Raw genomic sequence first — 13505 nt, forward strand, 5'->3', positions numbered from 1 at the left:
GGCGGGGGTTCGCGTAGGCGGAGGCCCGCACGGTCGCCACCCCGTTGGCCCCGGTGGTGTCGTACACGATCGTGCTGTCGAGCGCGGGGAACGACCAGGCGCTCACGGTCTCGTAGGCGTTGACCGCGGCCGTGCTGCTGTAGGCCCCGCTGGAGAAGTAGTGCACCGAGATCCCGCGATAGCGCCGGGTGCTGGCGGTGTCCTCGGGCGCGTCGTCCTTGAAGGTGTACGCGGTGGCCTGGCGCTGCTGCAGCACCGCCGTGCTCGACATCGTGCTGGTCGACGTCTGCTGCCCGCGCTTGTACTCCCGGCTGGTGCGCTTGAACGACGGCCACTTGGTCAGTGGCGACGGCACCGGGTCGTCATCGGCCTCGGCGACGGTGCGGAAGGTCGTGCGCGTCTTCCCGTACTCGCCGCTCGCCCCGTCCCACACCGTCACCTCGCGATAGGCCACGATGGGGCCGCCTCCCAGCGGGGTGGCCGATTGCGTCGAGCGCGAGAAGTAGCGGCAGCTCCCGCCGTTGAACTGGAAGCTGTAGCGCGGCTCCGCGCTCACGATGCCACTCGAGATGGTCGTGTCCGCCTGCAGCGTGTACTTGAAGCGCTGGAGGCGTGTCGCCCCCATGGCGTCGGTGGTGCGGAGCTCCGCCAGGCGCAGCCCCCCGGCGAGCTTCTTCTTCACCACCGCACTGTCGCTCCAGTCCACGCGGATGAAAGCGCTGTTCCCCGCGCCGCCGTACTCGTCGGAGGCCTGGGCCGTGTAGCTGCCCGGTGGGAGCGAGACGGCGTACGTCCCGCTCGTGGTCCACATCCCCTTCCCGAGGATGGACGCATACCGACACCCGACGCCGCCGCAGCTCGCCGGTTGCAAGGCAACGACCACCGTTGCCACGACCGTGCTGCTGCCGCCAACCGTGAACGGCGTGTTGACGGGGCCGGTCGAGCCGGAGGGCGAGTTGGCCGTGATGGAATGCGCGGACCCGCCGAGCGGGGCGGTCAGGCTGCCACTGTAGGCGCCGTAGTCGTTCGAGGCGTACACAAACTCCGACGTGCCGCCGGTCGGGTACGTGATGCGCGTCAGGACCCCGGCCTTGGCGAACGTGGAATCGGGGGTCCGATCGGCGCCGGTGAGGACGGCGCCCGTGGGGGTGATCGCGGGCGGGATGAGCGTGGTGTTGCTGGTGACGCCGTTGAAGTAGCCCCAGTGATCCTGGCCGGTGGCGCTGTACGCCGGGAGCGTGGGGCCGCTGTAGTCAAACGAGTATGGCGGCAACGAGCTTGCGTTGGTGCCGTCGCGTTCGAAGATGCTGCGCAACGTGAGGCGGCCGGTGGAGTAGTCGTGCGCGAACTGGAAGCGCCGGATCACGGTGCCACCGGCCGTGGCGACGCGAATCGTGTCCAGCCGCGGTTCCTGCGCCACGCCAGTCGGCGACAGGGCGTCGGTGCGCAGCGTCGTCCCGGGCACGAAGGTGACCGTGTGCTGGGCCGACGTGATCGTGGTCAGCCGCCGCGTCACCACCTGCCAGCCGCGTTGCTGCTGGTAGTCCGACGCCACGCATGCCGAGCCGGGGGGGACGGTGACGATCTGGTCGAACTTCTCCTGGTAGCCGCCGATCTTGAACGTGGACGTATACGGCGTGTAGCTCAACGTCACCACATCGCCGCCCGGCGCGCGGATCTCCGTCAGCTGCCACGCGGAGTTGTGTGTCTCGCTGGAACTGATCCGGTTCCCCGTCGACCTGCTCGGAGCGCAGCGAGTCGAGGAACGACACCGGCGGCGTGGGCCACCAGCTGCGATAGAACGCGTGGCCCGAGCTGTAGAAGCCGTTCGACCCCTCGTCGACGAGGCCGCGCACCGTGCGTGTGATCGTGCCGCCCGCCTCGAGCGCCCAGCCGATGCCGAGCCAGCCGCCGACGTCCTCGACACGGATACCGCTCGGGTGATAGCGCGCGACGATTGGCAGCTCGAGCGTGCGCCCCTTCACCGTGAAGAGCGGCACGCTGATGTTGGCGGTCCCGGTGTACAGGCTGACGGGGACGTCCCCGAACTTCCCCAGCGACGCGGCGGTGGGCGAGGTGAGCGTCGCGCGCATCGAGCCGGTCTGCGCGCTAGCAGCTGGCGGGAGCAGCGCGCTCGCCGCCGCCAGGAGGACCAGCGTGCCGGCGCGGTGCAGGGTGCCAGTGATTAGCGAAGCGCCACCTCCCCAAGTACGCGCCGCAGAAAACAGCCGCCCCCTGCCCGCCGCGCGGGCCACTCCCATCGCACGCATTCCCGCCTCCTGTCGTCACCCGGCACGTCGTTGCACGTGACGACGACGCTGGCGACAACCGGCGGCCACGCGATGTGACACCAATCACGAGCTGGCGAGCGCGGCGGCCTTACCTACAGGAGTTTTGCAGGATCCTTGTCAGGAAGAGCCACCCCCACCCCCCTACGCCGCCGGCAGCACCACCCGAAACGTCGACCCCTCCCCAGGCGCGCTCTCCACCGAAAGGCGCGCCCCGATCGCCAGGCAGAGCGCACGCGAGATGGAGAGCCCAAGCCCGGTGCCACCGTAGTCGCGCCCGGTCGTCGCGTCGGCCTGCTCGAATGCCTCGAAGATCGCGCCGAGCCGGTGCGGCGGGATCCCGCACCCGGTGTCGTGCACTTCGACGAGGAGGGGGCGCTGCGCGGCGTTTGTCACCACGCGCACGACGACCTCGCCTCGTTCGGTGAACTTGAGGGCGTTGCTGATCAGGTTCACCAGGACCTGCCGCAGCTTGGCGCCGTCGGTGACGAGCGTGGCCGGTGCGCTGGGGACGTCGGTGCGCAGCACGACCTCGGGGCGCCGCGGGTAGCCCTCGCACTGCGCCACGGTCTCGGTGACAAGCGTGCAGATGTCGGTGGGCGCACGCTGCACGTCCACGCGCCCCGCCTCGACCTTGGCGAGATCGAGAATGTCGTTGACGAGCGCGAGCAGCCGCGAACCATTGGCCTCCACGCGCGACAGGAACTCGCGCTCGCGCTCGGGGAGGAAGGTGTCGCGGCTGCGGGCCATGAGGCGCGTGAAACCGATGATGGCGTTGAGCGGCGTGCGCAACTCGTGGCTCATGCGCGCCAGGAAATCGCTCTTGGCGCGGTTGGCCTCGTCGGCGGCGTCGCGCGCCTGCTCCAGCGAACGCTGGACCGCCATGAGCGGAGAGATGTCGGTGGCGAGCGACACGCTCCCGCCGTCGCTGGTGGGCTGCACGGTGACGCGCAGCGTGCGGTCCCCCACCACCTGCACAAACGTCTCGCCTTCGCCGCGGTGGCGCTCCATGGCGCGAGCGATCCACGCCTCACCCGACTCGCCCGTCTCCGGGACCTTGCCGTCGACGAGCGTCGCCTCCAGCAGCGCTCGGAGCGGAACGCCGGGACGCGCCAGCGCTTCCCACTGGGGACGATCGAAGACAAATGCGCTATTGCAAACCAGCAGCCGGTCCTCGGCGTCGAACATGGCGAAGCTGGAGTCGAGCAGTTCGACGGCATCGACCAGGCGCGCGCGTTCGCGACGGAGCGCCTCCTCGGCCCCCATGCGCTGCGTGAGGTCGCGCCACACGCCGATGAGCGTGGGACGGCCATCGAGCGTGATGCTGGCCAGGCTCACCTCGACGAAGACGTCCGTGCCATCGAGGCGACGGTGCAGCCAGTCGAAGCGGTGATGCCGCTTGGCGTGCGCCAGCTCGATCATGCGACGAGCCTTCTCCTCCGACGGCTCGCCGTCGGGTTGCAGCGGCGGCGAGAGCGTCGCCGGGTGCACGCCGATGAGCGCCTCGCGGTTCGGGGCCCGCAGCATGCGCACGGTCGCGTCGTTGCAGTGGAGGATGTGCCCGGCGAAGAGTATGTGCGAGTCGGACGAGTGCTCGAACAGGACGCGGAATCGTTCCTGTGCCGCGTATCGCTCCGTCACGTCGTCGCCGACGGCGATGACGCCGGCAATCTCACCCGCGTCGTTGGCAAAGGTGGAGACGTTCCAGCGCACCCGGATCGTCGCACCGGTGCGGCTCCGCAGGCGTTGATGGATGCCTCGGAGGGCATCGCCCTCGAGCACACGGGCAATGGCGCGTCGCACCGCCTCCCGGTCATCCTCGCACGCGACCTGGTCCCAGAGCGCACGCCCCACGACGTGGTCGCGCGGGATGCCGAACAGCGTGGCGGCGGCGTCGTTCCACTCGAAGATCGTCCCGTCGGGGTACAGGCCGATGATCACCGTGGCAGCGTGCTGGATCAACGCGCGAATTTGTGCCTCGCGGGAGCGCTGCGCCGTGATGTCCAGCTTGACGCAGATGAAGGATTGCAGCTCCCCATGGTCGTCTCGGATGGGCGTCAGGCTGATCCGCGTCCAGAACGGTGAGCCATCGGCGCGATGGTTCCGCAATTCCCCCTGGTAGGCGAGCCCGTTGCGCACGGCATGCCGAATGGCCTGCGCCGTCGTTGGCTCCACGTCGTTGTGCCGCAGCAACGACGACGCCGTGCGCCCGACGATCTGCGCCATGGTGTAGCCGGTCATCCGCTCCCACGCCGGATTCACCCACGTCACGCGGCCGCGCGCGTCGCTGATCATCACGGCGTCCGACGCCTGCGACATCAGCGCGTGCAGTTCGCGCACGCCGGTGGTGGCCGGTTCCGAAGTTGGAGCGCATGTCGCGGCGGACGCCACGTCACGCGGTACGGGCGGGAGAGTGTGGAGCGACGCGGTGGACGTCATGCAGGGCGGATGTGAGCGATCGGATGGCCGGCCAGTTGCCAGTATCGGACGCCCCGCCGCGAAATTGCGATTCGTTAGGCTTTTCTCGTGATTGTGGTGGGGGCCAGGCTTGGGGCCTTCTCATCTGCGCGCGCGCACCGCGCCTGCATCGCCTACGTGATGACGGTCGGGCGGTCGCGACCGCTCAGCTCCGTGAGGCGGCTCACCTGGAGCGCCGCGGCGAGATAGGCGCCCAGCGCGACCTGCGCGTCCATCGCCTGCCGATCGGGGTCGCTCTCGTACGATTCCACGTAGAGGCGAAGCGTCGCCCCCGCCGTCCCGGTCCCGGAGAGCCGGAAGACGATTCGCGCACCGGACGCGAAGAGGAGCCGCAGTCCCTGATTGGCGCTGGTGGTCCCGTCGACCGGATCGTGGTAGGCGAAGTCGTCGACGACGGTGAGCACGTCGCCGGCGAGCGGCGTCCCGATGAGGCGCTGCCCCTCGGCGCGCGCCTGATCGACGATGGCCCGCGCGGCGGTGGCGTCGACCTCCTCGTAGTCGTGGCGCGTGTAGTAGTTGCGTCCGAAGCGTCGCCAGTGCGCGCGCACGATGGACTCGACCGACTCGCCGCGCGCCGCGAGGATGTTGAGCCAGAAGAGCACGGCCCACACGCCGTCCTTCTCGCGCACGTGGTTGGAGCCGGTGCCAAACGACTCCTCGCCACACAGCGTGACCGAGCCGGCGTCGAGGAGGTTGCCGAAGAACTTCCACCCGGTCGGCGTCTCGAACGCGGCGATGCCTAACGCCGCGGCCACGCGGTCGCTGGCGCCGCTGGTGGGCATGGAGCGCGCGACACCGGCAATCCCGCCGCGGTAGCCCGGCGCCAGCGTGGCATTCGCCGCGAGGATGGCGAGCGAGTCGCTGGGCGTGACGAAGAAGTGCCGGCCGAGGATCATGTTGCGGTCGCCGTCGCCGTCGCTCGCGGCGCCGAAGTCGGGGGCGTCGGCGCCGAACAGCTCGGCCACCAGGTCGTGCGCGTAGGTGAGGTTGGGGTCGGGGTGCCCCTGCCCGAAGTCGGGGAGCGGCGTCCCGTTGATGACGGTTCCCGCGGCGGCGCCAAGGCGGCGCTCGAGGATCTCGGTGGCGTAGGGACCGGTGACCGCGTGCATGGCGTCGAAGCGCATGCGGAAGCGCCCGCCGGAGAGCAGCGCCCGGATGGCGGGAAAGTCGAAGAGCGACTCCATCAGGTCGGCGTATTCGCCCACCGGGTCGATGACCTCGACGGCGAGCGCCCCGACGTGATGGACGCCGAGCGTGCCTAACGGGACGTCGGGGGCCTCCTCGATGCGGTAGGCCGACAGCGCCAGCGTTCGCGCGGCAATCGCCCCGGTGACCTTCTCGGGCGCGGGGCCGCCAGTGGCCATGTTGAACTTGATCCCGAAGTCGCCGTCCGGGCCGCCGGGATTGTGGCTGGCGGAGAGGATGATGCCGCCATCTGCCGGTCGCTTGCGGATGAGGTGCGATGCCGCCGGCGTGGAGAGGATCCCCTCGCGCCCCACGATGGCGCGCGCCACGCCGTTGGCGGCGGCCATCTTCAGCACGACCTGGATCGCTTCCCGGTTGTAGTAGCGCCCGTCGCCGCCCACCACCAGCGTGGCCCCGGCTGGCAGCTGCACGGCATCGAACGTCGCCTGGACGAAGTTCTCGAGGTAGTGCGGCTGCTGGAAGACGGTCACCTTCTTGCGAAGGCCCGAGGTGCCGGGCGCCTGGCCGGCGAACGGCGTGGTCGGGACGGTCAGCGGCATGATGGCGTGCCTAACGCGCGGTGGCGGCGGGGCGCGCGTGGGCCATGGCCAGGCATGCACGCGGCGCGATGCCAGGCGCGACGTGCGGCGCGCGCGGCAGGCGCTGCACGAATGCCCCCCCGGGCGCGGCCGCCGGAAAGTTCAGCCTGGCCGAGCGCATGACGGTGGAATCGGCCGTCAGTTCGGCGCTCCCGGCCGGCACGCCGTTGATCTTGAGGATGTAGGCCACCACGTCCACGTACTCACCCACGGCCAGCAGCCCCGGATTGTTGTCCGGCATGGTGGTGCTGATGTTCTTGAACAGGTCGAACGTCGACTGCCCGCTCCACTTCCCCTTGAAGTCGGGGTTGCGCATGTCCTCGCGTGCGTGACACTCGAGGCACTGGCGCGTGAACAGTTGCGCGCCACGTTCGGCCTGCGCGTCGGTGAAGGTGCTGTCGGCGCTGGTGCGGGGCGCGGACGCAAGCGAATCCTGCGCGCCAAGCGAAGCGGCGTTCAGCGAAGCGGCCGCGACAACGAGCGCGGCCACGGGAACGATCGTGCGCGCACGGCGGCGCGCTCGGCAGGCGTGATGCATGCGGGGGAGTGGAGGTGATGGCTGGCGTAAACTGCCGGGGGTGAACGCGTGAGGCAACTGGAGCGTTCGCCTCGACGAGTCGCGGGGCACCGCCCCATGGACGGTGCCCCGCATGCGATTCGTACCTCGCTGGCGCAGTCGCGCGTCGCTCAGCGCGAGGTACTCACGCAGGTCCCCTGGGTTCCCAGTCCGACGGCGTAGCGCAGGACGATGAGTGGGTCCGTGGCATCGAGCGCGCCGCTGCAGTTGGCGTCGCCATGCGGGAGGACGGTGAGCGGCGATGGCAACGGAATGGCGGCGAGTCCCCGCTGGATGAGGAGCGCATCGGCGGCGTTGACGAGGCCGTTGCGATCGACGTCGCCGCGCAGCACTGGCGGTTCACTGGTGAGCGGCAGCGACCAGATACCGCGCCCGTACGTCCCCGCCACCAGGCGGTTGGAGGCGGCGTGATACACGAGGTCCGTCACGGCCACGAAGGAGAGCCCTTGCGTCAGCGTCCAGCTCACGCCGCCGTCGACGGTCTCGAAGACGCCGAGGTCGGTGCCCACGAAGAAGCGATTGCGCGTGGGGGTGAAGGCAAAGGCGTTGATGGGGATGTCGGGGAGGTTGCCGGTGAGATTGGCGAAGTTGGTGCCCGCGTCGGGGGTGAGGAGGATCTTGAAGCCGCCGTAGCCGCCGTGCGTGATGGCGAAGCGCTTGGTGTCGTACGGATCGGCGGCCACGTCGGTCACGGCGCGTTGCACCTGCGTGCCACCAAACCAGCTCGTGCCGCCATTCGGCGTCCAGAAGATGAAGCCGTTGGTGGTGCCGCCAAAGATGACCTGCGGCGAACCGCGTCCGATGGCGAGGGCGTTGATGTTGGCGTTGACGGTGGGGCTGAAGGCGACCCAGCTGGCCCCCAGGTCCTGTGATCGCTCGATGGCGCGCGTGCCGGCCCAGAGCTGCCGCGGATTGTTTGGGTCCATGGCGAACGGGGTGATGAACGGCGGCTGGTAGACGAAGCGCGGCGGGATGTACGTGAGGGTGCGCGCATTCACGTCGAGCTTTCCCAGCTGCCCCCCCTGCCAGGAGACGAGGACGGTGTTGGGGCTGGTGTAGTCGATCATGGCGTAGCCGCCGTCGCCGTAGCCAACCCCCGACCAGAACATCGAGCCGCCGGACATCATGCTCCCGTTGTCCTGCGTCCCGCCGACGACCACGGCGGGGTTCGTCGGGTGCACGGCGATCCCGGGATAGAACTGCGTGGCCGAGATCCCGTTGTTGAGCGTCCGCCAGCTGGTGCCGCCGTCGGTGGAGGTGAAGATGCCGCCGTCGCAGGTGGCGACGATGCGCCGCGAGTCGTTGGCGTCGAAGACGACGCTGTGCCAGTCGGAATGCACGTTGCCGGCAATGACGTTGAACGTGTTGCCGCCGTCGCGCGACCGGAACAGCCGCACGCCACCGATGATGACCTTGTTCTCGTCGATGGGGTCGACGGCAAGGACGAGGTTGTACTCGCTCTGCTCGCCGAAGTCCCCTTCGTCGTACTGCTGCTGGAAGGTGATGCCGTTGGCGGCAAGCAGCGTCCACTGCCCGGAGAACTCGTCCCAGCGGGCCAGCGTGCGGAAGGCGCGATTGGACGGGTTGGCGATGATGGCCCAGACCGACCCCGGGCGCGCCGGGCTTACCGCAAGCGCGATCCGTCCCAGCGAGGTGGGGGTCCCCAGCGATTGGGCGATGGGGGTCCAGCTGACGCCGCCGTTGGTCGACATGTAGACGCCGTTGGCGGCGGCGCCGAACAGGTTGCCGACGGCGGCATACCAGACCTCGGGGCGCGTGGGATGCTGCACCACGTCGGTGACGAAGCCTTGCATCGCGATGCTCCACGACTGCCCGGAGTTGGTGGAGCGCAGGAGCCCGAAGTTGGTGGCCGCCAGCACGGTGGTGTTGGCGACGGTGCCGGCGGTGGCGCGATCGACGGCCAGGTGATACACGAAGCCGCCCAGGGCGCCGGCAGGTGCAAGGATGGTGGCGGCCACGCGGGACCACGTCGTGCCACCGTTCGTCGACTTGAGGATGCCGCAACCGTCGGTGTACCCCTGCGGGTCGAACGTCTCCCCTGTCCCGGCATACACGATGTTGGGGTCGACGGGATCCATCACGATATGGCCAATGGCGGTGGAGCACTCGTTGTCGCCGAGCGCCTGCCACGAGGCGCCGCCGTTGAGGGTGCGCCACACGCCGGCAGAGCCGGCGCCGGCGAGCATCACGCGCGCATCGGTCGGGTGCAACGCGACGGTGGAGAAGCGCCCTTCGTCCTGCATGGGCGAGGAGGAGTAGCGCGTGTTCATGCTGATGAAGCCCGAGGGGCCCATCGGCTGCCACCGCTCACCGGCGGCGACGCTCGACCCGGCAATGGCCGGGGCAAAGGCGCCGGCGCGTGCCGAGAGCTTGAACTCGCGCAGGGCGGCGACCTTGTCGGCCGGAAGCCGGCCGTCGGCGCCGGCGCGCTGCGACACGTACCACGCCCGGCGCTCGCGCACGTCGCCTTCCTTCATGTCCTTGGCAGTGAGCGATTGCGCGCGAAGGCCGGCGCTGGTGGCGGGAGCGCCCAGGAGCGCGGCCAGCGCGACGATCATGCGAAGCTTCCGCAGGGGGAGGGGGAGACGGGTCATGGGATCATCACCAGGGTGAGCGCGTTGCTCGTGCCGCTCGGCGTGGTGACCGAGACGGAGAAGGTGCCGGGCGCGAAGCTCGAGGGACGCCCGCGCGCTGCTGTATCGGTGTAGGTGAGGGGCATGGCGAAGCGGATCGTGCGCCCGGCGGTGTCGGCCGGGATCATGTCGAAGGTGGCGCGCCCCACGTGAATGGCGTTGCCACCGACGGCAAAGCCGCCGCTCCCCCCGGTGTGTCCGGGCACGAAGCCGCTCCCCGTGAGGGTGAGCGTCGGGGCCTCGCCGCGCCCCAGGCGGATGGTGTCGGGGGCGAGGCGCGTGAGCGTGGGGGGCTCGGTGGCGCTTCGCACGTTGTGCGTCGTGTCGGTGGCGGGTACTGCCGCTGCGCCGGCGGGGGCGGCCGCGCTTCCGGTCGCGACCGCGCTCCCCGTGGTGGCGGCGGCGGTGCTGTCGGCCGGCGCCCCCGACTCGGCGTTGGCGCGGCGGGCGCCCGACGTGCAGCTGGCGACGAGGGCGGCGCCGAGGGTGGCGCAGAGGACGGCCGCCAGTTGCACGGCGCGGGCGCGCATCGCGGCGCGACGCGGTCTACGGTGGCGGCTCACGGTTGCACCTTGGGTGCGGGAGCGACGCGCACGTTGGGCATTCCCGCATAGAGGGCGGCGCGCGTGTCCGACACGGTGAGGCGCGGCGTGAGGTCGGCGAGCGAGACGCTGTGCAGTTCGTCGACGAGAAGCCCCAGGCGACGCAGCCCGCGCCGGTCGATGACGCGGGCGCGCATCCGGAAGAGGAGCCCTTCGGGGATGCCGCGCGCCGCGGCCCCGGCCACGCGATACTCGCCCACTACCGGGTTCACCGCACGCAACGCGGCGTCGGAGACGCTGTCGGGGCCGATGAGTTGCAGCTGCAGCGAGTCGTACAGGAAGCGGGCGGTGAAGCTCCCCACGGCGCCGCCGCTGTCGGCGCGCGCGAAGGCGGAGATCGTCACTTCGTGCCCGGCCCGCGCCAACGTGTCGGAGACGAGGATCCAGGCGTTGGCGGAAATCGGCATCGGGACCGGTCGCGGCGGGGCGACGCTCGCCCGCTCGTCGGCGCAGGCCGCGATGGCGACGAGGGCGAGAATTGCAGCCGGTGCGAGGGCAACGCGAACGGCGCGGCGGGAAATCGCGAGGGAGATCGGCATGTCAGGGCACCAGTGGGATGTTCACCCCGGTGCTGCGCGGGGCGAGGTTCTGCAGGTTGGTGTCGTACATCTCGTACGGGTTGATCGTGATCTCGCGATTGAAGAGGAAGCCGAACGGGGTGCTGGAGGTGATCGTGACGCGCACGATGGGGACGATTCCGCTCAAGCCGCTGGGAGCGGCCAGGCTGATGCGCAGCGTGTTGAGCCCCGCATCGAGCCCCACGGTCACGTTCCCCACCAGCGCCTGCGCGTTGACCCCCGCCACCACTTCGTTAGGGATCCCGACGAGGATGGTGGCTGCGCCGACGGTGGTAGCGCGCGTGTCGAGCACGATGTCGAAGCCGGCGGTGACGCCGTTGCGCACGGGGATGGGGGCGATCTGCGTCGTGGTGACGATGGGGGCGGTGGGATCGCGCGGGACGGTGACGTACACCGAGTCGCGGATGCTGGGCGATCCGGCGCCGAAGGCGCGCACCCACGAACTCCCGCCGGCCACGCCGGTGATGTTCCCCGACGCGCGCACCGACGCGGCGTTGGCGTTGACCGAGCTGTAGACGATGGGGACCTGGGGGAGCGCGTTGCCTAACAAGTCGCGCGCCGTGGCGCTGATGTTGAGCGTGGCGCCCGGATCGAGCAGGAAGAGCCGCTGCGAGTTGGTCCCGTACTGGATGCTCTGGACCGCGCTCCCTGGCGCGTTCTGGAGCGTGAGGTTCCCCGTGACCACGGCGGCCTGCGCCCCGCTGGTGAAGCGCAGGCGCATGGTGGGGGGCGGGAAGGAGGTGGCCGAGAGGAAGGTGAGCTGCTCGAAGCGCGCGACCCCCTGGGCGTCGGTCACGGCCACGTCGTTGAGCAGTTCGCCCGTGGCGTCGAGCGGCGTGGCACGCACCGTGGCCCCCTCGGTGCGCACGATGTTCCCCGAGGTATCGGCCAGCTGCAACGCCGGCTGCTGCAACAGCGGGACGCCGACGGTGATGCTCCCCGACGGCTGCTGGAAGAAGGCGACGAAGCGCGGCGGGCCGGCGTCGAGCTGGATGGCCGCCGACGTCGCGGTGGCCAGCCCGGCGGTGGTGAAGGCCAGGGTGCGCGCACCAGCGGAGCCAATCAGGCGCAGCGCCGGGAAGGAGGCCACGCCCACCGCGTCGGTCTGCGAGGTGGCCCCCAGCAGAACGCCACCGCCCGAGGCGATGGAGGCGGCCACGCCGCGCGCCGCATCAGACACCCCGTTGCCGAAGCGATCGGTCACGCGCACCTGCACCGCCGACGGGAAGGGAAGGGTGTTCTGCACGACGGTGGGCTGCGACGTGACGCGCAACTCGGCGGCGTCGCCAGCCGCAAGGGCGATCGTCCCGGTCGTTGCCGACACCTGGTCGGCGCTGAAACGCAGCGTGCGATTCCCCGTCACCCCCTCGATCGAGAGCGACGCGAAGGTCGCATCACCCTGGGCGTTGGTCGTCGCGGTTGCGCCGTTCACCGTGCCGCCACCCGAGGCGATGCTCGCCGTGACCGTCGTGGTGCGCGTCATCGGGTTGCCGAAGCTGTCCACGAGGCGCGCCACGATCCCTGGCGCGATGGGGACACCGGCGCGCGCCACACCGGGGACGTTTGCCAGCGTGATGGTCGAGGTGAGCCCCGCCTCCAGCGCCACCGGTGGGGCGGTGAGCGTCGTGGCCCCCGTGGTGCTGAAGCCGATGGTGCGCGGCCCCGCGCTCACCAACCCGCCTAACGTGAGCGCGCTGAAGGTGGCGTTGCCGCTGGCGTCGGTGGTCGCGGTGGCCCCGCCCAGCGTCCCCGTCCCCGCCTGCAGCGAGGCGGTAATCACGGTCCCGGCGCGATTCACGATGTTGTTGAACTGGTCCCTGGTGCGCACCACCGGCGGTGGGACGATGGGGGCACCGGCACGAATGGTGGCCGGCAGCGCCGTCACGATCTCCATCGTGGCCGGCGCCCCCGCAATCGCGGTCGCCGACAATTGCGCGCTCACCGACCCCGCGGTCGCCGTGAGCGTCTGCGTCCCGGCGGTGTTTCCCAGCGTCCACGTCCCCGCCGTCGCTCGCCCGCTCGCGTCGGTGGTGGCCGATGCCGCGCTGAGCGTCCCTGACGAGACCGAGAAGGTCACGGACGTGTTGGCGAGCGGAAGGTTGTCGCTCGCCTTCACCGTCACGGCGATCGTGCCCGGGACCGCGGTGGCGACCGGGCCGGAGACCGTGGAACCGTTGTCGAAGGTGACCGAGGCCGGGACGCGCACAGGCGGGGGTGGCGTCGGGCCATCGCCGCCGCCGCCACCGCCGCACGCCGTCACGATGGTCGCGGCGGCGAGTGCGGGGAGCGCGCGCAGAGCGGCTGCAGTGGTCGCGCGCGTGACGACGCGCGCGAGGGCGTTCGCGCGGACACGCACGGGGGAGGGCGCGGGAGAGCGCGTCGTACGTGGGGGGGGATGGAACCGGACGAACATCGTGGCGCCACTCCTGGTAGTTGGCGCTGGCGCCGTTAGGCTCCAACGCCCGGGAACGGGTCGCCGCCACGTGCGGCGACCCCAGAGGACAGCTCTCATGTGTGCACGCGCAGAACGCGCGCGAAACGGCT

8 protein-coding genes are annotated in these 13505 nt (G+C 70.5%); all 8 read right to left on the reverse strand.

Annotated elements, in window-relative coordinates:
* Nucleotides 1–1654 (reverse strand): hypothetical protein (locus IT359_09070; protein MCC6929126.1); only part of this gene is annotated, 1654 nt, incomplete at its 3' end.
* Nucleotides 1655–2432: 778 nt separating this feature from the next.
* Nucleotides 2433–4628 carry a PAS domain S-box protein gene (locus IT359_09075; GenBank protein ID MCC6929127.1) on the reverse strand — a complete coding sequence of 732 codons (2196 nt, stop codon included), beginning with the start codon at nucleotides 4626–4628 and terminating at the stop codon, nucleotides 2433–2435.
* 251 nt (nucleotides 4629–4879) lie between these two features.
* Entirely contained in the window at nucleotides 4880–6511 is a 1632-nt protein-coding gene (locus IT359_09080) for an alpha-D-glucose phosphate-specific phosphoglucomutase (GenBank protein MCC6929128.1), read from the reverse strand.
* Between the two features lie 10 nt (nucleotides 6512–6521).
* The gene (locus IT359_09085; GenBank protein MCC6929129.1) at nucleotides 6522–7088 is read right to left on the reverse strand and encodes a cytochrome c; all 567 of its coding nucleotides are present in this window, start codon (nucleotides 7086–7088) and stop codon (nucleotides 6522–6524) included.
* 149 nt (nucleotides 7089–7237) lie between these two features.
* Nucleotides 7238–9742 (reverse strand): hypothetical protein, encoded by a 2505-nt coding sequence (locus IT359_09090; protein MCC6929130.1) that lies wholly within the window; start codon nucleotides 9740–9742, stop codon nucleotides 7238–7240.
* Complete coding sequence (locus IT359_09095; GenBank protein MCC6929131.1) at nucleotides 9739–10311, reverse strand: hypothetical protein; 573 nt, start codon at nucleotides 10309–10311, stop codon at nucleotides 9739–9741. The genes IT359_09090 and IT359_09095 overlap by 4 nt, the downstream gene beginning before the upstream one ends.
* Before the next feature lie 29 nt (nucleotides 10312–10340).
* Nucleotides 10341–10922, reverse strand: a complete 582-nt coding sequence (locus IT359_09100; GenBank protein ID MCC6929132.1) for a hypothetical protein — start codon at nucleotides 10920–10922, stop codon at nucleotides 10341–10343.
* Nucleotide 10923: 1 nt separating this feature from the next.
* The gene (locus IT359_09105; GenBank protein MCC6929133.1) at nucleotides 10924–13317 is read right to left on the reverse strand and encodes an Ig-like domain-containing protein; all 2394 of its coding nucleotides are present in this window, start codon (nucleotides 13315–13317) and stop codon (nucleotides 10924–10926) included.
* Nucleotides 13318–13505 lie beyond the last annotated feature (188 nt).

It is taken from the genome of Gemmatimonadaceae bacterium (assembly GCA_020852815.1).
Taxonomy (GTDB): domain Bacteria; phylum Gemmatimonadota; class Gemmatimonadetes; order Gemmatimonadales; family Gemmatimonadaceae; genus SCN-70-22.